21 protein-coding genes are annotated in these 24,998 nt (G+C 73.3%); 15 read left to right on the forward strand and 6 right to left on the reverse strand.

Going from position 1 to position 24,998, the window contains the following annotated elements:
* Position 1 precedes the first annotated feature (1 nt).
* From ABZ810_RS02815 to ABZ810_RS02825, 3 genes are all read left to right on the forward strand, one after another.
* Positions 2-661: a response regulator transcription factor gene (locus ABZ810_RS02815; RefSeq protein ID WP_358398338.1), complete on the forward strand. Its 660-nt coding sequence runs from the start codon at positions 2-4 to the stop codon at positions 659-661.
* 115 nt (positions 662-776) lie between these two features.
* Positions 777-2,261, forward strand: a complete 1,485-nt coding sequence (locus tag ABZ810_RS02820; RefSeq protein ID WP_358398340.1) for an SLC13 family permease — start codon at positions 777-779, stop codon at positions 2,259-2,261.
* Positions 2,262-2,306: 45 nt separating this feature from the next.
* Positions 2,307-3,464 (forward strand): glycerate kinase, encoded by a 1,158-nt coding sequence (locus tag ABZ810_RS02825; RefSeq protein WP_358398342.1) that lies wholly within the window; start codon positions 2,307-2,309, stop codon positions 3,462-3,464.
* A 379-nt stretch (positions 3,465-3,843) separates the two neighbouring features.
* Here the strand turns inward: ABZ810_RS02825 and ABZ810_RS02830 are convergent, their stop codons facing one another.
* Positions 3,844-5,112, reverse strand: coding sequence for a low temperature requirement protein A (locus ABZ810_RS02830; protein ID WP_358398344.1), 1,269 nt, complete (start codon positions 5,110-5,112; stop codon positions 3,844-3,846).
* Between the two features lie 170 nt (positions 5,113-5,282).
* Here ABZ810_RS02830 and ABZ810_RS02835 point away from each other — a divergent pair, with 170 nt between their 5' ends.
* From ABZ810_RS02835 to ABZ810_RS02860, 6 genes are all read left to right on the forward strand, one after another.
* Positions 5,283-6,041 carry an SDR family oxidoreductase gene (locus ABZ810_RS02835; protein ID WP_358398345.1) on the forward strand — a complete coding sequence of 253 codons (759 nt, stop codon included), beginning with the start codon at positions 5,283-5,285 and terminating at the stop codon, positions 6,039-6,041.
* A 112-nt stretch (positions 6,042-6,153) separates the two neighbouring features.
* The gene (locus tag ABZ810_RS02840; RefSeq protein ID WP_358398347.1) at positions 6,154-7,203 is read left to right on the forward strand and encodes a class I SAM-dependent methyltransferase; all 1,050 of its coding nucleotides are present in this window, start codon (positions 6,154-6,156) and stop codon (positions 7,201-7,203) included.
* The gene (locus tag ABZ810_RS02845) at positions 7,200-8,933 is read left to right on the forward strand and encodes a ferritin-like domain-containing protein (RefSeq protein WP_358398349.1); all 1,734 of its coding nucleotides are present in this window, start codon (positions 7,200-7,202) and stop codon (positions 8,931-8,933) included. Before ABZ810_RS02840 ends, ABZ810_RS02845 begins: the two co-directional genes overlap by 4 nt.
* Positions 8,934-9,099: 166 nt before the next feature.
* Positions 9,100-10,008 (forward strand): RNA polymerase sigma-70 factor, encoded by a 909-nt coding sequence (locus ABZ810_RS02850; protein ID WP_358398351.1) that lies wholly within the window; start codon positions 9,100-9,102, stop codon positions 10,006-10,008.
* A gap of 141 nt (positions 10,009-10,149) precedes the next feature.
* Positions 10,150-10,902, forward strand: coding sequence for a nuclear transport factor 2 family protein (locus tag ABZ810_RS02855; protein ID WP_358398353.1), 753 nt, complete (start codon positions 10,150-10,152; stop codon positions 10,900-10,902).
* Positions 10,903-10,924: 22 nt separating this feature from the next.
* Positions 10,925-11,419 (forward strand): Ohr family peroxiredoxin, encoded by a 495-nt coding sequence (locus tag ABZ810_RS02860; protein WP_358398355.1) that lies wholly within the window; start codon positions 10,925-10,927, stop codon positions 11,417-11,419.
* 33 nt (positions 11,420-11,452) lie between these two features.
* Here ABZ810_RS02860 and ABZ810_RS02865 read toward each other — a convergent pair whose 3' ends face one another.
* Entirely contained in the window at positions 11,453-12,280 is an 828-nt protein-coding gene (locus ABZ810_RS02865; RefSeq protein ID WP_358398356.1) for a hypothetical protein, read from the reverse strand.
* Between the two features lie 213 nt (positions 12,281-12,493).
* On the opposite strand from ABZ810_RS02865, the gene ABZ810_RS02870 reads away from it, so the two are divergent.
* Positions 12,494-13,378, forward strand: coding sequence for a glycoside hydrolase family 19 protein (locus ABZ810_RS02870; RefSeq protein ID WP_358398945.1), 885 nt, complete (start codon positions 12,494-12,496; stop codon positions 13,376-13,378).
* Positions 13,379-13,509: 131 nt separating this feature from the next.
* Here the strand turns inward: ABZ810_RS02870 and ABZ810_RS02875 are convergent, their stop codons facing one another.
* From ABZ810_RS02875 to ABZ810_RS02885, 3 genes are all read right to left on the reverse strand, one after another.
* Positions 13,510-14,304: an alpha/beta hydrolase gene (locus ABZ810_RS02875; RefSeq protein WP_358398358.1), complete on the reverse strand. Its 795-nt coding sequence runs from the start codon at positions 14,302-14,304 to the stop codon at positions 13,510-13,512.
* Between the two features lie 40 nt (positions 14,305-14,344).
* Positions 14,345-15,172, reverse strand: coding sequence for an alpha/beta hydrolase (locus ABZ810_RS02880; protein ID WP_358398360.1), 828 nt, complete (start codon positions 15,170-15,172; stop codon positions 14,345-14,347).
* A gap of 442 nt (positions 15,173-15,614) precedes the next feature.
* Entirely contained in the window at positions 15,615-18,380 is a 2,766-nt protein-coding gene (locus tag ABZ810_RS02885) for a BTAD domain-containing putative transcriptional regulator (RefSeq protein WP_358398362.1), read from the reverse strand.
* Between the two features lie 129 nt (positions 18,381-18,509).
* Between ABZ810_RS02885 and ABZ810_RS02890 the strand changes: the two genes are divergently transcribed.
* The 5 genes from ABZ810_RS02890 (at position 18,510) to ABZ810_RS02910 (ending at position 22,474) form a co-directional block, all read left to right on the forward strand.
* Positions 18,510-19,094, forward strand: coding sequence for a dihydrofolate reductase family protein (locus ABZ810_RS02890; protein WP_358398365.1), 585 nt, complete (start codon positions 18,510-18,512; stop codon positions 19,092-19,094).
* 162 nt (positions 19,095-19,256) lie between these two features.
* Complete coding sequence (locus ABZ810_RS02895; protein ID WP_358398368.1) at positions 19,257-19,412, forward strand: hypothetical protein; 156 nt, start codon at positions 19,257-19,259, stop codon at positions 19,410-19,412.
* 331 nt (positions 19,413-19,743) lie between these two features.
* Positions 19,744-20,577, forward strand: a complete 834-nt coding sequence (locus ABZ810_RS02900) for a geranyl diphosphate 2-C-methyltransferase (protein WP_358398370.1) — start codon at positions 19,744-19,746, stop codon at positions 20,575-20,577.
* Positions 20,578-20,616: 39 nt separating this feature from the next.
* The gene (locus tag ABZ810_RS02905; RefSeq protein ID WP_358398373.1) at positions 20,617-21,795 is read left to right on the forward strand and encodes a family 2 encapsulin nanocompartment cargo protein terpene cyclase; all 1,179 of its coding nucleotides are present in this window, start codon (positions 20,617-20,619) and stop codon (positions 21,793-21,795) included.
* Positions 21,796-22,030: 235 nt separating this feature from the next.
* Positions 22,031-22,474: a hypothetical protein gene (locus ABZ810_RS02910; RefSeq protein WP_358398375.1), complete on the forward strand. Its 444-nt coding sequence runs from the start codon at positions 22,031-22,033 to the stop codon at positions 22,472-22,474.
* On the opposite strand, the gene ABZ810_RS02915 is transcribed toward ABZ810_RS02910, so the two are convergent.
* Entirely contained in the window at positions 22,407-24,995 is a 2,589-nt protein-coding gene (locus tag ABZ810_RS02915) for an ABC transporter permease (protein WP_358398377.1), read from the reverse strand. The two genes, ABZ810_RS02910 and ABZ810_RS02915, sit on opposite strands and share 68 nt — an antisense overlap.
* Positions 24,996-24,998 lie beyond the last annotated feature (3 nt).

Here is a 24,998-nt window from a genome sequence, read left to right on the forward strand (position 1 = left end):
CATGAACAGGATCCTCATCGTCGAGGACGAACTCCGGATCGCCACGTTCATCGAGAAGGGGCTCAAGGCCAACGGCTTCGTCGTCTCGGTGGCCGAGGACGGCGACAGCGCGCTGGCGCACGCGTTCGGCTCCGGCTACGACCTGATCCTGCTGGACATCGGGCTGCCGGGCCGGGACGGTTTCACGGTGCTGCGGGCGCTGCGCGAGGCGCGGGTGACGACGCCGGTGATCGTGCTGACCGCGCGCGACTCCGTCCAGGACACCGTGGCGGGCCTTGAGGGCGGCGCCGACGACTGGATGACCAAGCCGTTCCGCTTCGAGGAACTGCTGGCGCGGGTCCGGCTGCGGTTGCGCGGGGCGGCGCGGGCGCCGGAGGTGACGGTGCTGCGATCCGGTGACCTCGCGCTCGACCTGCGGACGCGCCGGGCCCGCGTCGGCGACCGCACGGTCGACCTGACGGCGCGCGAGTTCGTCCTGCTGGAGCTGTTCCTGCGGCATCCGGGCCAGGTGTTGTCGCGCGAGCAGATCCTCTCGCACGTGTGGGGATACGACTTCGACCCCGGCTCCAACATCGTCGACGTGTACGTGCGCGCGCTGCGCAGGAAGCTCGGCGACGGCTGCGTCGAGACGGTCCGCGGGATGGGGTACCGGCTGCCCTGACCTCGCCGTCCCTCCGGATGAAGGTCGCTTCATCTCGGGTTCACGGCTCGCTCACCGCCCGTTCAGATGATCGATGTGTCAGCTCGGACGGGTCTGTGAAGGAGTCGATGCGGCAGTGCGGACGACGGTGCGAACGAAGGCGGCGACGACCGTGCCGGCGGGATCGGTGCGCACGGGACCGATGCCGGCGAAGGCGGCGCGGCGGTACGCGATCCTGGGCGTGGCGGCCGTCGTGGCGTGCGCCTGGATCATGTTCGGTGCCGGCGGCCTGAGCGCCGGCGGCCGGATCACCCTGGCGGTCTTCGCGGTGGCGACGCTGCTGTGGATGTTCAGCCCGGTCGACGACACGTTCGTGGCGCTGAGCGCGGGCCTGGTGCTGGTCGCCACCGGCGCGCTGGAGTCGGAGACGTTGTTCGGCAGCCTGGGCGATCCGACCATCTGGCTGCTGATCTGCGCCTTCGTGATCGCGGCCGGAGTGTCCCGGACCGGGCTGGCCACCCGCATGGCGGCGTTCCTCGTCGCCGGTGCCCGCACGGTGCGCGGGCTCGCGCACCTGACCACCGCCGCCCTGGTCGCCACCGCGTTCGCGATCCCCGCCACCTCCGGCCGGGCCGCGCTGGCTCTGCCGATCTTCCTGGCGCTGGCGAGGGCGCTGCGCGACCGCCGCCGGGTGGTGCTGGCCCTGGCGCTGATCTTCCCGGCGGTGATCCTGCTGTCGGCGGTGGCCACGCTGATCGGCGCCGGCGCGCACCTCATCACCGCCGAGATGCTGGCGCGGGCGACCGGGGAGCGGATCGGCTTCGTCCAGTGGCTGCTGCTGGGAACGCCGCTGGCGCTCGTCTCCTCACACCTGGCCGCCGAGGTCGTCCTCCTGCTGACCGCCACGCGCGAGGACCGCCGCCGGCCGGTGTCGATCAGCGCCGAGGACGTGGGCGAGGCCGCCGGCGTGACCGTGACCGGGCCGCTGACCGAGCACCAGGCCCGCTCGGCCGCCCTGCTCGCGGTCGTGGTCGTGTTGTGGTGCGGCGAGCCGCTGCACGGCGTCCCGCCCGCGGTCGTCGCGCTGGTCGGCGCGATCATCAGCGCCTCGCCCTGGCTGGGCACCGTCACGCTCGGCGAGTCCCTCACGACCGTGCCCTGGTCGATGTTGCTGTTCATGGCCGCGACCATGGCGATGGGCGTGGCGCTGACCACGTCCGGTGCCGCCGCCTGGATCACCGGCGGCCTGCTCGGCGGCACGCGGGGCGCGCCCGCCTGGGTCCTCCTCGCCGGCGTGATCGTCGTGAGCACGCTCGCCCACCTCGTCCTGCAGTCACGGTCGGCCCGGTCGAGCGTGCTGGTCCCACTGGTGATCACCGCGGCCGTGGGGGCGGGGATCTCGCCCGCCGCCGCCGCGTTCGCCTCCACCGCGGCCGCCGGGTTCTGCCTCACGCTCCCGTCGTCGGCGAAGCCGGTGGCGCTCTTCCACCAGGTGGAGGGCGTCACCACGTACACGCCCCGCGACCTGCTGCGGGTGTCGGCCGTCCTGGCCCCGCTCACCGCCGCGCTGGTCCTGGTCTTCGCCCTGTACGTCTGGCCGCTGCTCGGCCTCTCGCTCTGACCCCCCGGTCCACCACCGTTCGCCCGTTCCCGAAGGAGAAGTCCGTTGCGCATCGTCATCGCCCCGAGCGGGTTCAAGGAATCGCTGACCGCCGACGAGGTGGCGGCGGTGATCGCGTGCGGTGTCCGGCGGGTCGTCCCGCACGCGACGATCGACTCCCTGCCGCTGGTGGACGGCGGTGAGGGCTCGGCGGCTGCGCTCGCCCGCACCACCGGCGGACGGATCGTCCCCACGGTCACCACGGGCCCGGTCGGCCTGCCGGTGGAGTCGCACTACGCGTTCATGGGCGGCCCGGCCCCGCTCACCGCCGTGGTCGAGATGGCCGCCACCGCGGGCCTGCGCCTGGTGCCCCGCGACGCCCGCGATCCGGCCCGCACCACCACCGCCGGGGTGGGCGAACTGATCACCGCCGCCCTGGACGCCGGCGCCCGGCGCGTTCTGGTGGGCTGCGGCGACTCGGGGACCTCGGACGGAGGCGCCGGCGCGCTGCGGGCTCTCGGCGCCCGCCTCCTCGACGCCTCCGGCCGCGAGCTCCCGCCGGGCGGGGCCGCACTGACCCGGCTCGACCGGATCGACGTCTCCGGGCTCGATCCCCGCCTCGCCCGCACCGAGCTCCTGGTCGCGTGCAATCCCTGCAACGTCCTGTGCGGCGAGAACGGCGTGGCCCGCGTGTACGGGCCGCAGAAGGGCGCGACCCGTGACCAGGTCGAGGTGCTCGACCGCGCACTGTGCCGCTGGGCCGAGGTGCTGGAGCGGGACCTGGGCGCGACCGGCCTGCGCACCGGACCGGGCACCGGTGCCTCGGGCGGCCTCGGAGCCGGGCTCGCCGCCGTGGGCGCCCGCCTGCTGCCGCGCTTCGACGTCCTCCTGGAGCACGTGAACCTGGACGGGCTGCTCGCCCGCGCGGACCTGGTGATCACGGCCGAGGGGGCGATCGACCGGCAGACCTCCCGCGGCAAGATCCCCGCCGAGGTGGCCCGGCGGGCCAAGCGGTACGGCAAGCCCGTCCTGGCCCTGGCCGGGACGATCGGCGCCGACGCCCACCTGGTCTACGGCAGCGGCATCGACGCGTTCGCCGGGATCCTCCCCGGCCCGGTCGGCCTCCTGGAGGCCCTGTCGCGCGGCGAGGAGTTCCTCGCGGACGGTGCCGAACGCGCCCTCCGCATGATCCTCCTCGGCGCCGCCATGGAGCCGGTGGCCTGATCCCTGCGCAGCCGACGGAGCGGCTGATGCGCCGTGAACGCCACGCTCTGCTCCGGCGCGCCCCTTGCTCGCCGAGTAGAGGGCGTTGCCGGCGGGCCACCCGGGTGTCCCGGCCAGGCGTTCCGCCAGCAGGTCCGCACGCGGGCCGAGGACGTCCGCCAGGCGCGGTCCGGTGACCATCCGCGCGGCGCCCGCCAGGTCGATGATCAGCGTGGTCAGGGTCATCGGCAGCAGCCGGTGCCGCTGGGGCCCTCCGGCGGTGGAACGGAAGCTCGCGTAGCCACGACGTACGGGCGCAGGTCGCGCCGCGCAGGGCGCGAGGTCGTCTCGCAGGGCGCCGGTTCGATCTCCGCCGACACCGAGTGCAGCGCCGCCATCCTCACGTACCGATCTTGCCCTCCTCCGCCCGGGACGGGGAGGGCGTCCGGCCGCCGGAGAGCAGCGGGCGGTAGGTGACGGCGACCATCAGGACGCAGACCGCCGCGATGGCGGCGACGGCGGCGGGCACTCCGGTGAGCGGGACGGCGAGGGGAAGCAGCAGGGTGGCGGTCGCGCCGGCCGCCACCACGGCGGGACGGAGGGCGGGCGCGGCGACGATGGGCCGGTGGACCAGCCAGAGCGCCACGATGTAGATCGCTGCCGGAACGGCCACGGCGTAGCAGATCGCCAGGTCGGAGGCCTTGAGATGGTGGCCGGTCCGCTCGACGGCGACCTCCAGGCCGGCACCGAGGGCGGCGAGGGCCGCGAAGAGCACGTAGTGGCCGTACCCCCACAGGTAGGAGCGGTCGCGCCGGTCGCTGAGCCCTTCGCCGGCCGGGGTGAGGAAGTAGAGCCACCAGAGTCCGAACAGCAGGACCAGCCCGGAGACGGCGATGACGATCAGGGGAACGCTCGGTCCGGCGGCTTCGAGCGCGCCGCCGACGCCGTTGGACGCGGCCAGGACGCTCTCGCCGAAGAGGATGATCGTGAACAGGCCGTACCGTTCGGCGATGTGGTGCGGGTGCCAGTTGGTGGGGCTGGTGCGCTCGGCCCACCACGGCACCGAGAGCTCAAGGGCGGCCAGCACGACGAACGACGGCAGCTGGGCCGCCGAAGGCAGCGCGCCCGTCTCCGCGAGGACGAGCCGGAGGATCCAGCCCGCCTGCAACGCGGTGATCCCGGCGGCGTACCGCAGGGCGGTACGGCGTCCGGCCGGGTCCTCGACGCCGGCCCGCAACCACTGGGCGACCAGGGCGATCCGCATGAGGAAGTACCCGAGCGTGATGGCGCGGAAGTCGGAGTCCTCGGCCGCGGCCGGCACGCCCGCGGCCAGGACCAGCACGCCGCCCATCTGCACCAGGGTCAGCAGCCGGTAGGCGACGTCGTCGGTGTCGTACGACGACGCGAACCAGGTGAAGTTCATCCACGCCCACCAGACCGCGAAGAAGACCTGGAGGAACGGGACGAGCCCGGAGAGGGCGTGCCCGTCGGCGATCTCGTGCGCCAGCTGGACCGTGACGGCCGCGACCGCGACCACGAACGTGAGATCGAACAGAAGTTCGAGTGGGCTGGCCGCGCGGTGCGGCTCGTCGATCGCGCGCGCGGTCATGCGGACCCGGATCCGGTCCCTGGTACCTGCTGGCGGCACTGTCTCGCTCCCGTCGTCCATGGCTCCGTCCTGCTGAGAAAGACAGGCCACTGCCCCCTCCTGTGACAGTTCGTGCCGATTTTCAGTCGAATGGACGACCTTTCGCCGGACCTGTCACAGGCCCGGGGGGTGCCCTGTCTTAGCTGGCGACCGGCGGATACGCAGCCCCGGCGAACAGGAAGGTCACAGTCATGAAGATCGTGGTTATCGGCGGAACCGGCCTGATCGGCTCGAAGCTCGTGGCCAAGCTCGGCGAGCACGGCCACGAGGCGGTCGCCGCGGCGCCGAACACCGGCGTCGATACCCTCACCGGCGAGGGGCTGGCCGAGGCCATGACCGGCACCTCGGTGGTGATCGACGTGTCGAACTCGCCGTCGTTCGAGGACGCCGAGGTGCTGAAGTTCTTCGAGACCTCCACCGGCAACCTGCTGGCCGCCGAGGCCGAGGCCGGCGTGAAGCACCACGTCGCGCTGTCGGTCGTCGGCACCGGCGGGCGTCCCGACATCGGCTACTTCCGCGCGAAGATCGCTCAGGAGAATCTGATCAAGGACTCCGGCATCCCGTTCTCGATCGTGCACGCGACGCAGTTCTTCGAGTTCGCCCGCCGGATCGCCGACGGCGCCACCGACGGCGACACGGTGCGGATGCCCCCGGTGGCGTTCCAGCCGATCGCGGGCGACGAGGTCGCCAGGGTGGTCGGGCGCACCGCCGTGGGCGAGCCGCTGAACGGGGCGATCGAGATCGGCGGGCCCGAGCGCACCCGGATGGACGATTTCTTCCGCGACGCGCTGATCGCGTGGGGCGACAAGCGCACGGTGGTGACCGACCCGCACGCGCACTACTTCGGCGCCGAGCTGAACGAGACGGACCTGGTCCCGGGCGACGGCGCGACCCTCGGCGAGATCACGTACGCCGAGTGGCTGCCGAACAACCCCGCGCCCGCCCAGTGACCGCCGGGCCCCGATGACAGCGGCCCCGATGACAGCGGCCCTGATGAGCAGCGGACCTGGATGAGCAGCGGGCCCGCGTGACCAGCAGAACCTGACCGGACGGAGGTCCGCCGTGACCGCAGCAGCGATGGTCGCCGAGTTCGACGCCGTCGCCGGCTGGACCGCCGACGCCGTCGAGCAGCTCGGCGAGCGGCACGCGATCCCGGCCGCCTGCCGCGGCAGCGCGAGCCCGGCGGCGCTGGCCTGGCTGGCGGAGGCGTGCGAGCTGGCGCCCGGGACCAGGCTGCTGGACGTCGGCGCGGGAGCCGGCGGCCCGGCGGCCTGGGCGGCCAAACGGTTCGGCGTCCGGCCGATCCTGCTGGAGCCGATGCCCGCCGCGTGCCGGGCGGCCTCCCGGATGTTCGGCCTCCCGGTGATCCTGGCGGACGGCGCGCGGATCCCGCTCCGCGACGGAACGATCGACGCCGCCTGGTGCCTGGGGGTGCTGGACACCGTCCGGGACAAGGCGGCCCTGCTCCGCGAGATCCACCGGGTGCTGGCGCCGGGGGCCTCGCTGGGGCTCCTGGTGGTCGTCGCCCGGGACGCCCGGGTCCCCGCGGGCCCGGAGGGCAACCTCTTTCCCACCCAGCACGACCTCGTCCGGCTGCTGGCCGGCACGGGGTTCGACCTGATCGAGCAGATCGAGCGGCCCGGCGACGTACCGCTGTCCTGGACCCGGCGGGCCGAACAGGTCGCCGCGGTCGTCGCCGCCCGGCACCGCGCCGACCGTGCTTACGCGCTGGCGGCTCACCAGAGCGAGAGCTTCACCCGCCTGTTCGGCTCCGGACAGATCTCGATGCAGCTGATCCACGCGGTCAAGCGCCGGGGTCCGGCCCGCCAGGCGTCCGTCCCAGCCCTGCGTGGAGGAACGATGAGCACTTTCGAGTTCGAGTTCAAGGCCGAGATCGAGGTCGAGCTGAGCCTGGCCGAGGCGAGCCGCCCGGAGGAGGTCGCCGGCCTGCCGGTCGCGGAGTGGCCGTTCGACCCGGCCGACGCCGAGCGTGAGGAGATCGGCCTGCGCAACCTCATGGGCGCGGCCGAGGAGCTCGGCGGCCACCACCCGGCCGGCCCCGCGACCGGCCCGGCGACCGGCGAGGCGACCGGCGAGGCGGAACGCCGGTGAACGACCCTGGAGCGATCACGACGCTGGACGGCCTCCGCGAGCATCTGCAGTGGGCGATCGAGCTGGAGCACGCGACCCTGCCGCCGTACCTGTGCGCGCTCTACTCGCTCGACCCGGCGAGGCATCCCGAGGCCGCCGAGGTGGTGGCCGGGGTCTTCGTCGAAGAGATGATCCACCTGGCGCTGGCCGCGAACCTGCTCAACGCCGTCGGCGGCGCCCCGCTGCTGGACACGCCGCGGATGTTGCCGCCGCACCCGCGGCCCCTGCCGCACGGCGACCGTTCGCTGGAGTTGTCGCTGCTCCCGTTCGGCCCGGAGGCGCTGGAGACGTTCCTCCGGCTGGAACGCCCGGCGCCGCCCGGTGCCCCGGCGGAGGCCGACGGCTACGAGACGATCGGGCAGTTCTACGACGCGATCGAGCACGGCCTGCGGCACGTGTGCGACCGGCTCGGCGAGAAGGCGGTCTTCAGCGGCGACCCGGCCCGCCAGGTGCACGCCGGCCACTTCCGCAACACCGCCGGGCAGCTGATCCCGGTCACCGACCTGGCCTCGGCGCTGACGGCGCTGGAGGAGATCGTCGAGCAGGGCGAGGGCACGGCCCGCGGTGAGGTCTGGGACGGCGACCGGGACGTCCACCACCCCGAACGTGACGAGGTCGCGCACTACTACCGCTTCCAGGAGCTCAAGCTCGGCCGGCGCTACCGCCGCGGCGACACGCCGGAGACCGGGCCCACCGGCGAGACGATCGACGTCGGCTTCGACGGCGTCCGGCCGATGCGGCGCGACCCGCGGCTCGCCGACCACGCGCCGGGCAGCCCGATCCGGGTGGCCCAGGAGGAGTTCAACCACACCTACTGCGCCGTCCTGCACCTGCTGGAGCAGGCGTTCAACGGCAGCCCGCGGCTGCTCTCGGTCGCCACCGGCACCATGTACGCGCTCAAGGCGCAGGCCCAGGCGCTGATGGCGATGCCCGACGAGGACGGCATGACCGCCGGGCCCACGTTCGAGTACGTCGCACCGGAGCTGCGCCGGTGGAGCACCGGTGACCGGCGGCAGATCGTCGCGCTGCGCGACGGCCCGTACGTCGTGTACGGCGGGGTCCCGCTCCGCCGCAAACGCAAGATCGTCTCGGCCGGGAACGACGCGCTGACCTGGAAGACCGGCGAGGATCTGGAGACCGAGGACACCTACGCGCTGTGCCGCTGCGGCAAGTCGGGCTCCAAGCCGTTCTGCGACGGGACGCACGCCGTGGCCGGGTTCGACGGAACCGAGGCCGCCGTCACCCGGCCGTACGCGGAACTCCAGCACGTGCACGACGGGGTCGGCATCTCGGCCCAGCGGGTCGGCGAGCTGTGCGTTCACGCCGCGTTCTGCATCGGCCGCACCAGGCCGATCGCCGCGATGCTCGCCGACACCGAGGACAGCGACGTGCGCTCCACGATCATGGGCCGCATCGACCACTGCCCGTCCGGGTCCTACAGCTACGCCCTGGAACGCGGCGGCGACACGATCGGGCCCGACCTGCCCCAGGCGATCTCGGTCCTCGAGGAAGAGGAAGGCCTGGCCAGCGCCCTGTGGGTGACCGGCGGCGTGCCGGTCCTGCGCGCGGACGGCGAGCCGCTGGAGACCCGCGACCGCATGACGTTGTGCCGCTGCGGGCACTCCGCCGGCAAACCCCTGTGCGACGGAACCCACCGGAAGATCGAGTTCCGCGAGGAAGGCGCGACGTGATCGGCGGGTGCACAATGGCGGCAGCGCATCGAACACGAACGCGGCCAAGGCGTTCCACGCCGATGCCCGCTCGCCGCGCGGGCCGCCGTCACCCACCGCGCGGCCGTCCCGTCCAAGCGACCACCAGGGCGGACGATCCAGCGACCAGCGGAGACAGGGGCATCACGTGGAGGACACCGGACCCGCGGACCACGCGAAGCGGCCGGATGATCTGGAGCAGGCGGCGGAGGTCTTCGCGGGCGTCCGGCCGCGCCTCTTCGGCATCGCCTACCGGATGCTCGGCAGTTCCACCGAGGCCGAGGACCTGGTGCAGGAGGTCTGGCTGCGCTGGCAGGCCTACGAACGCGCCACCGTGACCGAGCCCGCGGCGTTCCTGGCGACGACGACCACCCGGCTGGCGATCAACGTCCTGCAGTCGGCGCGGGTCCGCCGCGAGACCTACGTCGGGCCCTGGCTGCCCGAGCCCGTCGACACCAGCGCCGACCCGTACCTCGGCGCCGAACGCGGCGAGGCCCTCGAACTCGCGGTGCTCTTCCTGCTGGAGAGGTTGTCGCCGACCGAACGGGCGGCCTACGTCCTGCGCGAGGCGTTCGACTATCCCTACTCGCTGATCTCGGAGATCATCCAGACGAGCGAGGCGTCGGTCCGGCAGCTCGTCAGCCGGGCCCGCAAGCACCTGCGGTCCGAGCGGCGGGCCCCGGTGACCGGGGCCGAGCAGCGCCGGTTGCTGACCGCGTTCGTCGCGGCGGCGCAGACCGGCGACCTCACCGCCCTGGAGAAGATCCTCGCCGCGGACGTGATCAGCTACTCCGACGGCGGCGGCGTCGTCCGGGCGTCCCGCGTCCCCGTGGTGGGCTCGGTCCGCGTCGCCAGGTACCACCGGGCGTTCGCGAGCCGGTTCTGGGCCGGGGTCGAGGTGCGGTGGGGCGACGTCAACGGGCAGGCGGCCGCGCTGCTCTTCAACGGCGGGCACATGTTCGCCGTCCTCAGCGTCCACACCTCCGGCGAGGGCATCGACCAGGTCATGTGGATGATGAACCCGTCCAAGATCACCGCAGTGTCCGCACCGGCCTGACCTCCGCCGTCACAACGCGCAGGGCTGTCCTGTCCTAGCTGGCGACCCGACCGAAGTGAGGACGAACGTGCGGACGATCGTGACAGCCGGCCGTGGGCACGGGACGGGCGTGCGTCGCTCCCGCCGTGAGGACGGCCGGCCATGACCGGGCAGGGCGCCGCCTCGCTGCAGGAGATGCTCGACGAGCGGCGGCACCTCCTGGAGACCGCCGGGTGGATGTTCGGCGCGGCCGCCGCCGACCAGATCGTCCTGGAGACGTACCGCCGCTGGTACGCCCTCGACGACGGCGAGCGGGCACGCATCGCGGTGCCCCGCGCCTGGCTCACGCGGGTCGCGGGAGGCATCTGCCTGGACCTTCTGGCGCGGTCCTCCTCTTCCGATCTCGGCCCGGTCCCCGGGCCAGGCCCGCGCCCCCAGGCGCCGCGTTCCCCCGCTCCTCGTCCGAGGACCCCGGCCGGCCGCCCGGCGGAGGATCCGGTCGAGGCCTGGCTCCGGCGGCATCCCCAGCAGGACGACACCGACCCCGCCCTGCTGGCCAGGCACGACCATGTCGTGCGCCGCTTCGCGGCGGCGTGCGGCACCGGCGACACCGAGACGCTGCGGAGGCTGCTGGCCGACGACGCGATCGTGGTCGGCGACGGCGGCGGCAAGGTGCGCGCGGTGCCGCATCCGATCCACGGCGCGGCGGCGGTGGCCGGCTTCGTCACCACCCTGCTGAACGGCGAGCCCCGCATGACCGTGACCGTCGAGTCCGTCAACGGCCGCACCGGCCTGGTGCCGCGGCGGGCGGGCCGGGCGGCGGCGGTGATCAGCCTCAGCGTCGCCGGCGCCGAGGTCACGGCCGTGTGGATCGTGCTGAACCCCGACAAGCTCCGGCGCTGGAACCGTTCCTGAGAGAGGAAGGAGGGCCGCCCCGGTGAACGACCCGCTCCCCATCCCGGCACCGCCCGCCGACGACGACGAGGGCGCCCGGTTCACGCCGATCTACACCGCCCGCGTCACCGTGAGCGGTGGCGACTCCGCCCACGGGCGCGCGACCGGACGGGCCCGTTCCGCCGACGGCTCGCTCGACCTGGACCTGCGCACACCGTACGAGCTCGGCGGCGACGCGACCGGCCCCAACCCCGAGCAGCTCTTCGCCACCGGTTTCGCCGCGTGCCTGCACGGCGCGCTCAGCCTGGTGGCCAGGCAGCAAGCGCTCGATCCCGCGCCGATCACGGTCGAGGCGACGGTGGCGTTGGGCCGGGACCCGGCGGACGGCGGCTACCTCCTCCAGGCCGATCTGGTGGTGAACTGGCCCGGAGTCGGCCGCGACATCGCCGAACGGCTGCTCGCGAGGGCCACCGGCCTGTGCCCCTACTCCAAGATGACCCGCCAGGGCATCCCGTCCACGATCACCCTCGCCCCCTGACCCCCGCCGGGTGCGTCAGCCCTGCCGGGTGCGTCAGCCCTGCCAGGACCAGGCGTTGCCGGGGAAGGCCCCGGCGAGCCGTTCACGCACCTCGTGCCGGACCTCCGCGCCGCCGTGGCGGACGATCGGCTCCCAGCAGTGCTCGCGGACCATCGGATGGCAGGAGGCGTCCGGGCACATCAGAACGGCGATCACCCGGATGGGCCAGATGAGCGGCTGCACGTTCCCGTCGTCCAGCAACGCCTTCAAGCCGGCGCCCGTGCCCGACGCGGCGAGGATTCCTTCGAGGACGTATCTCCAGGCCGACCAGACCGCCATCCGGATGACCGCGGCCCGGCGCACCACATCGGGCGGGGGCGGTCCGTCCAGCTGGGAGAGGACGTCCTCCACCGCCCGGAACATCCGCGCCCGGAGCCTTTCGTAATGGTCGAGCGCGAAGGCCATCTGCGCGAGGAGCTCGCACCAGAAATGCGTCGTCCGGGCCCACTCCTGAAACTCCAGCATGCGCTGCGAACCGAGGTGGGAGGTGAGCCCGCTCAGGACCAGCCCCTGCTCCGGCGTCTCCGGGTCGTGCTCGAAGGCCCTTTCCGTGGCGCTCTTCGCGCATTCCCGGAGTGCGCGGTCGCGATGCAGCCAGCACACGACGTCCGCTTTGGCGCAGCCGATGGCGGCCTGCCCCTGGCTCAGCCCCACCAGCCTTCTTCCGTGCCAGTCATTCTCCTTCGCCGCCATAAAGGTCCGAACGGCGTCCTCTGACGCTTCCGCGATCTCGAATGCCCCCTGGCAGCCGTGCCGCGCGCCGCCGCAGTCGCATTCGCAACCGGGCCGCTGGGCCTTGGCGCAGCCGGTGTTATGGGCCATGGCGCCGCCTCGCTTCGGGAGGGGACCGCATCATCCATGCCGGGAACGCGGCTGTAAATACGCGGCGCCGTTCCGCGCCTTCGCGGGCACCACTCCAGGCAGCCCGCCGGACCGGTGACTTGGGCCTTGCCGGGGCACGCCGGGCATGTCACGATCGCGGCCACTCTTAGGAAACTTTCCTAAGTGATCCCTTCAGGAAGGGGTGTGATCCTGATGCGTCGGATCGTGGTCGTGCTCGCGGCCCTGGCGCTTCTGGCGGGCGTGCTCCCGGCCGTGACGGCCACCGCCGCGGCGGGCGCCGCGGCCTGCGCCACGCCGTGGAACGCCTCGGCGGTCTACACCGGCGGCGCCGTCGCGTCCTACAACGGGCGCAACTGGTCGGCCAAGTGGTGGACGCAGAACGAGACTCCGGGGAGGTCGGACGTGTGGGCGGACCAGGGGCCGTGCGGCGGCGGGACCACCGACCCGCCCGCGCCCGGCGGCTTCGTGGTGAGCCAGGCCCAGTTCGACCAGATGTTCCCGGGCCGCAATTCCTTCTACACCTACAGCGGCCTGACCACCGCGATGAGCGCGTTCCCCGCGTTCGCCACGACGGGCGGCGACACCGTCGCGAAGCAGGAGGCGGCGGCCTTCCTGGCGAATGTCAACCATGAGACCGGCGGCCTGGTCCACATCGTGGAGCAGAACACCGCCAACTACCCGCACTACTGCGACGCCGGCCAGCCGTACGGGTGCCCCGCCGGGCAGGCCGCCTACTACGGCCGCGGTCCCATCCAGCTCAGCTGGAACTTCAACTACAAGGCCGCGGGCGACGCGCTCGGCCTGCCCCTGCTCACCAACCCGTGGCTCGTCCAGCAGGACGCGTCCGTCGCGTGGAAGACCGGCCTCTGGTACTGGATGACCCAGAGCGGCCCCGGCACCATGAGCGGCCACACCGCGATGGTCAACGGCCGCGGCTTCGGCGAGACCATCCGCAGCATCAACGGGGCCCTGGAATGCGACGGCCGCAACCCGGCCCAGGTCCAGAGCCGGGTGAACGCCTACCAGCGCTTCACCCAGATCCTGGGCGTCCCGGCAGGCGGCGACCTCACCTGCTGAGCGGCGTTCCGCCCGCTCTCCGGCGCCGGGCGCCCGATGCCGTTCCGGTGAACGGCTCCGGCGCCGGAGAGCGGGGTCGCGCCGCGGTTCCCCGGCGGGCCTTCGCCGCGCCGGGGAACCGCGGGCGTCCGTCAGGAGTGGTCGAGCGCCCAGGCGAGGGCGTGGTCGGCGATCTCCTCCCAGCCCTCCTGCGCGGGCATGAGGTGGGAACGGCCGGGGTACTCCACGATCTCGGTCACGGTGCCGGCCGCCTTGTAGTGCTTGGCGTTGGACCGCTGGATCTTCGGCGGCATGAGGTTGTCGTTCTCGCCCGCGACGAACAGCAGCGGGGCCCGGTCGGCGTTCTTGTAGTCGACGTAGGTGTCGTCATGGCCGGGGTGGATGTTGGCCAGCGCGCTGCCCCAGAACACATGGCCCGAGGCCGGGACGTGGTACCGCTCGTACGTGGCGCGGGCCTCGTCCTCGGGGAAGGTGTTGGTGAACGCGAACCGCCACTGGTCGTAGGTGAACCCGACGGCCTTGTGCCGGTTCGCGGGGTTCTTCAGCACCGGGAAGGTGGCCTTGATCTGCGACAGCGGGATCGGCTTGACGCCCTCGGTGGGCGCGGAGTTGATCGCCACGCCGCAGGCGCCGTAGCCGCGGTCCAGCAGGAGCTGGGTGAACACGCCGCCGGCCGAGTGGCCCATGAGGATCGGCTGCCGGTCCAGCTCGTTGATCACCTTGATCAGCGTCTCGATCACGGCGGGCACGGTGAGCTGCTCGATCGGCGTCGGGTCGGCGTTGAGCGCCTCCACCTCGGCCTCGAAGCCGGGGTAGGCCGGGGCCAGCACGCGGAAGCCCTTGGCCTTGTAGTGGGCGACCCAGTTCTCCCAGCTGCGCGGGGTGACCCAGAAGCCGTGGATCAGGACGATCGTGTCGGGTTTCATCGGTGTCTCCTTGTTCTCCCTGACGTGCGTTGCGTTCTCGCTAGCGGGTGCCCGCGTAGGCGGCCAGGATCGTGGCGGCCGCGGCGGCCGGGTGGGACGTCATGACGACGTGCGACGACTTGATCTCGCGCACCTTGCTGCCGGCCCGTTCGGCCATGAACCGCTGCGCGGCCGGCGGGATGACCTTGTCCTCGGTCGGGATCAGGTACCAGGAGGGGAGGGTCTTCCAGGCCGGCTCGCCGCTGCCGCCGGACAGCCCGGCGACGCTGCCGGGACGCTGGGTGGCGGCCATCAGCCGGGTCTCGGAGGCCGGCAGGTCGGCGGCGAACACCGCGCGGAACCTGGCCGGGTCGATGTAGCCGTCGATGCCCTCGGTACCGTTGGGCATCTTCCAGGGACGCGCGACCAGGGCGGTGCCGAGCTCGCTGCCGGGGAACTGATTGGCCAGCTGGATCGCGCTCTCGCCCTTGTCGGGGGCGAACGCGCCCAGGTAGACCAGGGCCCTGACGTTGGCGTGGCCGCGGGCGGCGTTGGTGATGACGACGCCGCCGTACGAGTGGCCGGCCAGGATGACCGGGCCCTCGATGGTGCTCAGCACGCTGGAGACGTACGCGGCGTCGCCGGCGGTGTCGCGCAGCTGGTTGGCCGGCGCGATCACGGTGAAGCCGGCCCGCTGGAGCAGCGCGATGGTGTCGTTGAAGCCGGAGGCGTCGGCGAACGCGCCGTGGACCAGCACCACGGTCGGTTTCGGTCCGGACGGAGCCGGCTTGGCCTGCGCGGAGACCGCGCCGCCGACGACCGCCGCGGCGACGATGAGCACGGTCAGCAGCCGCCGGAACGGCCGGGTGACGGCAGGGGAGTTGATCATGGGCATGGCGTGTCCTTCGTTCGGAAAGAGGCTCAGGAGGCGTCCTGGTCGGACCGTCGTCGGATCCTCTTGGAACGATGCTGACAAGCCGTGGTGCAGGCGTTTTTCCTGTGAGTGCCGTCCGCTGGACTGTGAGCGCCACGCCGCGATCCGGCGCCACCTCGACCTGATCCTCAACGGGGCGTTCCAGGACCGGTTCGCCGCGCACAACGCCGTGGAGGTCCGCACGAGACGGCTGGGCGACGACCGGGAGGGACGGGTCTGGAAGTTCTTCGAGCCCGATCCGGCCGAGCCGCTGCCGGTCCCCGTGCACTGGCCGGCTCTCGGTCTCCTCCACCTGGAACGACCAGCCCGTACCCGAAATCCCCTCCTGCTGAGAGGGAAGGTGTTCCCCAGGTGACACTGAGTCGCTGGGTCCGCACCGGCGCACCGCCCGGGGGAGTCAGTGGGCTTGGGTGAAGGCTTCGGCGGCGGGGGCGTTGATGGTGGCCAGCTGGGTGCGGGTCTGGTCGGTGGCGGCGGGGGCGAGGCCGCCGAGCAGGGCATGGGCGTCGCGCCACTGCTCCTGGGCGGCCGCGTGGTCTCCGGCGAGGTAATGGCAGGCGCCGAGGTGGGCGAGGGTGCTGGCCTCGGCGTACGGGTCCTCGAACGTCCGGAACCGGTCGAGGGCCTGGAGGTAGGAGCGGCGGGCCCCGGCGGGGTCGCCCGAACGGAGGCGGGTGTCGGCCAGGCACGACCACGTGTGGGCCTCGTAGCCGAGGTTCCCGAGCTTCTGGTGCAGGACGAGCGCCCGTTCGCACAGGTGGACGGCCTGGTCGTGGTCCCCGAGGCGGCCGAGGTGCCACCCCAGGTCGGTGAGCGCGATGGCCTGCCCCGCCTGGTCGCCCAGCCGCTCGAAGAGGTCGTGGGCGAGGCGGGCGGCGTCGCGGGCGTCCGCCTCCCCGCCCTGGCTGGCGTACACGATGCTGCGGCGGTAGTGCGTCCACGCCTGGCCGGTGAGGTCGTCGCGCGAACGTTCCAGGGCCAGGTCGAGGTGGTGGTGCGCCTCGTCGAACCGGCACAGGTCGGCCAGCGCGAACGCCAGGTCGCGGTGGGCGCGGGTCTCCTCCACCGGGTCGCCGAGGCGCCCGGCGGCGGCCACGGCGGCCCGCTGGGCGCCGGCCCGCTCGTGCCAGAGCCCCTGGCCGTGCAGGAAGACCGACATCGCCCGCGCCAGGCGGCAGACCTGGCGGTCGAGGCCCAGATCGGCGGCGAGCCTCAGCACGTCGAGCAGGGCCTGGCGTTCGGCCGAGTACCAGGCCATCGCCTCGTCGCGATCGGCGAGGCCGGCCACGGAGACGCCCGGACCGGGCGTGGCGGGGCCGTCGTTCGCGGCGTCCTCCCGCATCTCCCCGGCGAGCAGCCGGTGGGCGGCGTCCGCGGTGAGGACGTAGTGGTCGACGACGCGCCGCAGCGCGAGGTCGCGGTCGGCGTCGTGGGCCCGGCACAGTTCGGCGGCGTAGGCGCGCAGCAGGTCGTGGCACGAGTAGCGGCCCGGGGAGTGCTCGGTGAGCAGGCTGGCACGGGCCAGCTCGGCCAGCGGCGCCCGCACCCGGGACACCGGGACGCCGGCCAGGCTCGCGGCGGCGGTCTCGCCGGCGGAACCGGGATGCAGCCCGGCGACCAGGCGGAACAGCCTCGCCGCGGCCTCGCCGAGGGGCTCGTACGACCACGAGAAGATCGCCCGTACGTCGGCGGCGCGGTCCAGCGCGCCGAGGACGTCCCGGAGCTCGGCGGCGAGCGCGCCGAGCGGATGCGCGGGACGGAGGGCGGCGCGGGCGGCGACGATCGCCAGCGCGAGCGGCAACCCGGCGCACCGGGCGATGATCTCCTCGGCGGCCGCGGGCTCGGCCGCGAGCCGGTCGTCGCCCAGGCGGCGGGCCAGCAGCCGGCCGGCCTCGTCCGGCGGCAGCAGGCCGAGGGGGACCGGGCGCGCGCCGTACGCCATCATCAGCCCGGCGAGGTGGTCCCGGCTGGTGACCACCACCAGGCAGCCGGGCGCCCCGGGCAGCAGCGGGGCGACCTGGTCGGCGTCGCGGGCGTTGTCCAGCAGGATCAGGACGCGCCGGTCGGCCAGCAGGCTGCGGCAGAGGCCGGCCTGCGCGGCCGGGCCGTCCGGGATCCGCTGCGGCGGCACCCGCAACGCCGCGAGGAGGTCGCGGACGGCCGTCGCCGCCGGTACGGCCTGGCCCGACGGGCCGTACCCGCGCAGGTCGACGTAGAGCTGGCCGTCCGGGAACCGTTCGGCGACCCGGTGCGCCCAGTGCACGGCCAGCGTGGTCTTCCCCACGCCGGCCGTACCGGCGATCACCGCGATCCGCGGCGACCCGGTCCCGGGCCGGGCCGGCGGGCCGAGCAGCGCGTCCAGCGCCGCCAGCTCGACGTCCCGCCCGGAGAACGTGTCCACGGTGGCGGGCAGCTGCCGGGGCACCGAATCCCCGGCGCCGGACGGCGGGGCGCCGCTGGCGAGCAGGTCGGCGTGGGCCTGCCGCAGCTCGGGGCTCGGGTCGGCGCCCAGCTCCTCGGCGAGCCGGCGCCGGATCGTCTCGTACCGCTCCAGCGCCTCCGCGGGCCGGCCGGCCGCTTCGAGCACCCGCAGCAGCCGCGTCCACAACGACTCCCGCAGCGGGTGCCGTGCGGCGGCCTCGGCCAGCCGGGCCGGGTCGGGCCGCGGCCCATGGGCGAGGTCCAGGTCGACCCGTCGTTCCAGCGCGGTCAGGTACCGCTCTTGCAGCGAGGGGGCCACGAACTGATCGAGCCAGTCCGACGTGATCCCGTCGAACGGGACACCGCGCCACAGGGCCAGCGCCTCGGCGAGCCTGGCACGGCCGGCCGTCGCGACCTCGTCGAGCAGGCGCTCGAAGCGCAGCGCGTCGACCTGGTCGGGCTCGGCCGCCAGCAGGTAGCCGCCGGGACGTGCCTCGACGAGCCGCTCCGCGCCGGGCCCCAGCGCGCGGCGCAGCCGCTTGACGTTCGTCCGGACGTTGGAGCCCGGGTCGCCGCCGGAGTCCGTGCCCCACACCGCCGTCGCCAGCCTGCCCGTCGGGACCGTGCGCCCGGCCGACATCGCCAGCACGGCCAGCAGCGCGCGCTGCCGGCCCGCCGGCAGCTCGACCGGCCGCCCGTCCACCGAGACGCGCAGCGGCCCGAGTAACTCGACGGTCAGCACCCGGATCGCACCTCTTCCCTCGACCGGCGGTCCTCCTCGACCGATGGCGGATGCCCCCAGACTGACACAGCCGTGTCACCCGAGGTCCGCGATGCTGGCGATCTCTCAACAGGACACGAGGAGGCCGGAGTGCCGGTATCAGTGCTCGCCATGTCGATGTCGCTCGACGGCTACATCGCGGGACCGAACGACGAGCCGGGCAACCCCGGCGGCGACGGCTTCATCCGGCTGCACGAATGGGGCCTGACATCAGAGGGGGAGTTCCGCACGTCCGGGCCCGCGGGGGAGGTGCTCGGCGAGATCGCGGCGACCGGCGCGGTCGTGACGGGACGGCGCACCGCCGAGCAGGTCGGCCACTGGGGCGGCGACCACAACGGCCAGGGCGTCCCGATCTTCGTCCCCAGCCACCGCCCGCCCGCCCCGCCCGTCGCGGACTATCCGCTGGTCACGTACGTGAACGACGGGATCGAGAGCACGATGGCCCAGGCGAAGAAGGCCGCGGGCGACCGGAACGTGCACGTGATCGGCGCCTACACGGCGCGGCGGGCGCTGGAGGCGGGCGTGCTGGACGAGCTGCTGATCCACCAGGTCCCGGTGTTGTTCGGCGGCGGCCGGCGCCTGTTCGACGTGCTGCCGTCCCGCATCGAACTGGAGATCATCCGGGTGATCGACACCCCGGAGGCCACCCACCTCCGCTACCGCGTCCTCCGCTGACCGCTCCCTACTTGACGGGGCCGGGCAGTACGAGGGTGCGGGTACGGGCGGTGCCGCCGTTCCAGCGGGCGACGTGTCCATGGTCCCCGGGCGGCGGGCCTTGACGGTGAACGTGAACGTCGCCGTCTCGCCGGGCCGGAGGGGACCCACACGCGGTAACGCGTGCCCGGGACGACCGAGTTGTCGACGCGCAGGCTGCGGTCGGCGGGCATGCCCGCCGCCGGGAAGGCGGCGTTCTCGACCAGCGCGATTCCCCAGTCGGTGCCGGAGGGGACCCACCCGTTCGTCCGGTTCGGGTTGCCGGGCCCCAGCATGTAGCCGGGATCGTTGTAGTCGATCTCCAGCGACGGCGCGGCGAACGCCGCCGGAACGGCGAGCACCCCGCGGCACAACGCTGGAATGATCTTTACATCCCACCTCCGCGGCCTGGCCCCTCGCTCCCGGCTCGTTGATTTGTGACGTTCTGCCGGCCAAGAGCCCTGAAGGGCCTGACTCTGACGAGACAGTTGCCTTGACCGCGCGTTCGGTTTCTGTGGTGACCGGACCCTTTTCCGGGCCGGGGACCAGCGATTAGCTTCGCTCAGTGACGCTACGTGTTCGTTCGAGCACGGTGACATCACGTATCCGGCAGCTGAAGGAAGGGTCCCTCATGACCATCGTCAGTGACTACCAGAACGACGTCGCCAGCTACTGGAACGCCGAGCGCAACGCCGTCAACCTGCGGCTGGGTGACGTCTCGGGCATCTACCACCACCACTACGGCATCGGCGAGGTCGACTGGTCGGTCCTGGAGGCGCCCGACGACGTCCGCGAAGAGGCGATCATCGCCGAGCTGCACCGCCTGGAGAACGACCAGGCCCGCCTGTTGCTCGGCCACCTGGGCGACATCGGTCCCCAGCACCGCCTGCTGGACGCCGGCTCGGGCCGCGGCGGGTCCAGCATCCTGGCCAACGCCGCGTTCGGTTGCCAGGTCGACGGCGTCTCGATCTCCCAGACCCAGGTGGAGTTCGCCAACCGGCAGGCGTCCGAACGCGGGGTCGCCGACAAGGTGCGCTTCCACTTCAAGAACATGCTCGACACCGGTTTCGAGGCCGGCGCCTACCAGGCGATCTGGAACAACGAGTCGACGATGTACGTCGTCCTCGACGACCTCTTCGCGGCGCACTCCCGGCTGCTGGCCCGCGGCGGCCGGTATGTCACCATCACCGGCTGCTACGACGACGTCTACGGGCTGCCGTCCAGAGCGGTCTCCACCATCAACGCCCACTACGTGTGCGACATCCATCCACGCAGCGCCTACTTCCGCGCCATGGCAGCCAACCGGCTGGTGCCCACCAGCGTCATCGACCTGACCGCCGACACCATCCCCTACTGGGAGCTGCGCCAGAAGTCCTCGGTCGCGACCGGCATCGAGGACGCCTTCCTGGACGCTTACCGCGACGGCGGGTTCCAGTACCTGCTGATCGCCGCAGACCGCGTCTGACCCCACCGCCCGACCCGACCAGAGACAGGTGAACCGACCATGCGCCCGACGCACCACCCACAGTGCGGCACCGGCGGGCACACCGCGCTGACGGACGCGTCGCCGGCGAGGTCGCTCGGGCCGTCCGGCCTGGGCAGCGCCGCGGCACTGCTGCCCACCCTCCTGACCAGCTCCCGCTTGAGCCGCGACGCACCGTACGGCGGCTTCGCCGAACGGCCCCCGGGGCCGGGCTACATCGAACGGCCCTGGGGCGACGGCACGCACTCACCGCTCTACTGCCCGCCGCACGAACGCGCCGACGAGGCCCTCGCCGCCGAGGTGGACGCCCGCCTCATCGCTTGGGCGGCCGACCAGGGCTTCGAGGACCACGAGCTCGAAGCCCTGGCCAAGGCCACGTTCGGCCGCCTGGTCACCCTCGCCCACCCCGACACCGACGATCCCGACGCCCTGCTCGTCGCCGCCCAGCTCAACGCCGCCTGGTGGGCCGCCGACGACTACTACGCCGACGACACCGCCCTGGGCGCCGTCCCCGCCAAGCTCCCGCCCCGCCTCGCGCTCGCGATGGCCGCGATGGACCCCCTCCCGCCCGCCGGAGAGCTCACGCCGCCCCTCGACGAGGCCCTGCGGGACGACCTGGTCCTCAGGCTGCTCGGCTCCGCCGTCTCCCATCTGAGCCGGCACGCCACCCCCGCCCAGGTCCAGCGCGTCTGCTACTCGACGTTCGCCATGTTCGTGAGCTGGAACGCCTACGCGGCCTGGCGCGAGACGGGCGACCACCCGCCCGCCTGGGAGTATCTGGCGGCCCGCCAGCACGACAGCTTCTACACCTCCATGACCTTGATCGACGTCGTCGGCGGCTACGAGGTCCCGGCCGACCTCTACTACGAACCCCTCGTCCGCCGTGCCGCCATCCAGGCCGGCACCGCCAGCGTCATCGTCAACGACCTGCACTCGGTCGCCAAGGACGCCGCCGACGAGAACCCCGTCTGCAACCTGGTCCTCCTGGTCGCCGACGACCGCGGCTGCTCGGTCGAGGAGGCCACCGAGTTCACCGTCGGCCTCCACAACGACTTCGTCCGAGGTTTCGAGGACACCCACCGCGAGCTCGCCCCCGTCCCGTCCCCCGACCTCCAGCGTTTCCTGCGCGGCCTGCGCGCCTGGATGGGCGGCGGCTTCGAATGGCACGCCACCAACCCCCGCTACGCCCCCCAGCACTGACCCCCGGTAACGGCCGAGCAGCACCCGGTGCTGTTCGGCCGGCTCGGGCGTGCGCGGGCATGTGTGTCCGTTCCTTCACGGCACCTTCGCACGACGCGAACAACAAGATCGACTTGGTGGCCGTCAGAACACGCATGACGGAGAACAGCCACGGTGACCGGCCGCCGGCGTACGGCGCTCCCCACGCTCTCCCACCGGCCCGAGGACGGGCGGTGGGCTGCGCGTTCCTGATCGTGTGCGTGCCATCGCCGCCGCGGCGCACGCCGGTGGCGAGTACGCCGCCGACGCCGCGCCCATCTCCCGCGGCCTCAACCTCCAGATGACCGCGGTCCTCGCCGTCGTGGAGGCACTGTGGACGATCCTCGGCACCCGCCTGCGGGCCGGGCACGCCCGGCCCGCGGCGCTGCCCGCGGCAGGCGCGCTGCTGGTCGTCCACCTGTTCGTGTTGTGGCTGGCCTGGACCTTGCAGCCGCTCGGCGACGACGCCTTCATCGACGACCAGTCCGGGTTACTCGAACACCGCCCGTCCTGGCACGCCCCGAGCCTCGCGCTGGTCCTCGTCCCGGCCGCCGTGGCGCCGTTCGCCGCACTCCTCGGCCTGGCCACCGCGGTCAATCGCCCTGAGCCGCGTCCAGGACGGGGACCCGGGCGGCGCGCCGGGCGGGCAGGGACGAGGTGACCAGGGTGACGGCCAGCGCGCCCGCGGCGACCAGGACGTAGATCCACCACGGTGCCGAGGGACGGATGAACGAGCTGCCCGTGGCCAGATGGATGAGGGCCACGGTGCCGACGGCGACGCCGAGGCCGAGCGCGGTCCCCAGCGTGACGACGGTCGCGGCCTCCCAGCGGACGATCGCGCGGAGCTGGCGGCCGGTCGCGCCGACGGCTCCGAGCAGGCCGAACTCCCGCCTGCGCTCGCCGACGTTCATCGACACGGTGGTGGCGGTCCCGAACAACGCCAGCACCAGCGTCATGACGATGAAGCCGTAGATGACGTTCATGCCCTCGGTGATGGTGGCGGACGCCTGCTTCACGTAGGCGGGACGGTCGAGGACCGTGGCGCCGGGCACGCCCCTGACGGCCTGGGAGATGCCGGCGGCGGTGCCGCCGCGGACCAGGACGGCCCGCGTCACCGCGTTCTGGTCCAGCAGGTCCATCGTGGCGGGGGCGACCAGCGCCCCGTCGGCGAACAGATGGGAGGGATCGTGGTAGGCGCCCACGAGGGTGAGCGGGACCGGGCCGTGCTTGCCGCGAACGACGATCCGCTGACCGGGCTTGAGGTGCTGAGCGTCCATCAGCGTCGACGGCAGCCCGATCTGGCCGGGAGCGAGGGTGGGCAGGGCGCCGCCCAGGTTCAGGACGGCCGGCAGGGCGGCCTGGTCGGCGCCGGTGACGGTGACATAGAGGGGCTTGGCCTTCTGGTCGGAGGTGTACGCGCGCGGCGCCGGCTCGACGAGCTTGACGTCCGTGGCGGTCAGGGCGGCGGCGTGGGTCACGCCGGGCGCGGCCGCGATCCGGCCGGCGACGTCGCGGGGGAGCGGGCGCATGCCGTCGGCCGTCTTTCCCGTGGTGCTGACCGCGTGCTCCGCGCGCATGACCTCGCCGCCCGCCTCGTCGAAGCGGGCGGTGGCGGACAGGACGATCAGCGCGGTCGAGGTGACCAGGGCGACGCCCAGCATGACCGAGGACGCGGCCGACGAGACGCGGCGCGGGCTGCGGGCGATGGTGGCGCGGGCGAGCCGGCCCGCCTCGCCGCTGACGAGCATGCCGAGTCGGCCGACGAGACCGCCGAGCGGACCGGCCAGCAGCGGGCCCAGGACGGCCAGGGCGCACACGATGATCATCGAGCCGATGACGATCAGCGACGAGATCGCGATCGTGCGCTCGGGGCCGGGCGGGCTGTCGTTGAGGACGGCCAGGACGGGCCCGTAGAACAGGAAGGCCGACAGGAAGACGGCGGTGGCCCCGGCGATGCGGAGCCCTCGCCGGTCGGACGGCTCGGTGGCGGTCTCGCGCAGGGCCCGCATCGGGGCGATGTCCGCGGCCCGCCGGGCCGCGCGCCAGGCGGCGAGCTGGGTGACGCCGATCCCGGCGGCGAGCGGGACCGCCGACGCGAGCGGGCCGAAGGAGGGCTCGGCGACCGAGACGTCGAAGCCGTCCTCGGCGAACAGCCGGGCGAGCGCACCGGCGATCGGATGTCCGAGCAGGACGCCGCCGGCCGAGGCGATCAGCCCCACGGCCAGCGCCTCCAGCCGGATCAGCTTCTTGACCTGCTCGGGAGTGGCACCGATCGCGCCGAGCAGCGCGAGCATGCGGGTGCGCTGGCGGATCAGCCCGCCGAAGGTGTTGGCGACGACGAACAGCCCGACGAACACCGCGACCGTGGTCAGCATGCCGATCCCGCCCGCCACCGACGCGCCCTCGGCCATCAGGCTGGAGGACTGGGCGTCTCGCACGGCCTCGGCCGTCCGTACCGTGGCGGTGCCCGGGCCGAGGGAGTGCCCCAGGTCGCGGGCGAGCCCGGACGCCTGTACGCCGGGCGCCGCCTTCACCCAGACCGCCTGCCAGGTGCCCGCCGGGAGACCGGCCGCCCGCCGCACCGTCTCGGGCGGCGCCAGGAGCAGGTCGCCGGCGGCCACGGCGGCACGGCCCTGAACGGTGACGATGCCGACGACCCTCAGCGCGCGGGTCTGCCGGGGCAGGCCCACGGTGAGGGCGCCCCCGGTCTCCAGCCCGGCGGCGTCGGCGACATGCCGCGTGACCGCGATCTCGCCGTCGGCGGCGGGGGCGCGGCCCGACTCCAGCCGGTAGGGGTTCAGGCGGACGTCGGCCACCCACGGCCGCAATGACGTGCGCGCGCCGGCTGGAGGCATCACGAGCCGCCCGTCCGCACCGGCCGCGGTGACCGGGACCGTCGCGTCACCGGTGGCCGCCGCGACCCCCGGGCGTCCGGCCACCCGGTCGAGGCGGACCCGCCCGTCCGGAACGGCGTGCGGATCGTCGGGGTCCACCGAACCGCCCTGGACGAGCACGTCGGCGCGGGCGAACTCGCTGGCGCCGGTGCCCGACACCGCCGCCTGGGCGCGCAGCGCGAACTGCATGGTTCCGGCGATCAGGCCGACCGACAGCAGCGCGGCCGCCAGCGTCGCCGCGAGCCGTCCCCAGCCCGTGGTGAAGGAACGCCTGGCGATGAGCCACATGTC

This window comes from Spirillospora sp. NPDC047279, from assembly GCF_040643285.1.
Taxonomy (GTDB): domain Bacteria; phylum Actinomycetota; class Actinomycetes; order Streptosporangiales; family Streptosporangiaceae; genus Spirillospora.

Coding starts and splice junctions, on each gene's coding strand:
- ABZ810_RS02900 (WP_358398370.1), top strand. CDS start 19,744: ATGACCATCGTCAGTGACTACCAGAACGACGTCGCCAGCTACTGGAAC.
- ABZ810_RS02855 (WP_358398353.1), top strand. CDS start 10,150: ATGACCGGGCAGGGCGCCGCCTCGCTGCAGGAGATGCTCGACGAGCGG.
- ABZ810_RS02905 (WP_358398373.1), top strand. CDS start 20,617: ATGCGCCCGACGCACCACCCACAGTGCGGCACCGGCGGGCACACCGCG.
- ABZ810_RS02870 (WP_358398945.1), top strand. CDS start 12,494: ATGCGTCGGATCGTGGTCGTGCTCGCGGCCCTGGCGCTTCTGGCGGGC.
- ABZ810_RS02835 (WP_358398345.1), top strand. CDS start 5,283: ATGAAGATCGTGGTTATCGGCGGAACCGGCCTGATCGGCTCGAAGCTC.
- ABZ810_RS02880 (WP_358398360.1), bottom strand. CDS start 15,172: ATGATCAACTCCCCTGCCGTCACCCGGCCGTTCCGGCGGCTGCTGACC.
- ABZ810_RS02915 (WP_358398377.1), bottom strand. CDS start 24,995: ATGTGGCTCATCGCCAGGCGTTCCTTCACCACGGGCTGGGGACGGCTC.
- ABZ810_RS02865 (WP_358398356.1), bottom strand. CDS start 12,280: ATGGCCCATAACACCGGCTGCGCCAAGGCCCAGCGGCCCGGTTGCGAA.
- ABZ810_RS02875 (WP_358398358.1), bottom strand. CDS start 14,304: ATGAAACCCGACACGATCGTCCTGATCCACGGCTTCTGGGTCACCCCG.
- ABZ810_RS02830 (WP_358398344.1), bottom strand. CDS start 5,112: ATGGACGACGGGAGCGAGACAGTGCCGCCAGCAGGTACCAGGGACCGG.
- ABZ810_RS02815 (WP_358398338.1), top strand. CDS start 2: ATGAACAGGATCCTCATCGTCGAGGACGAACTCCGGATCGCCACGTTC.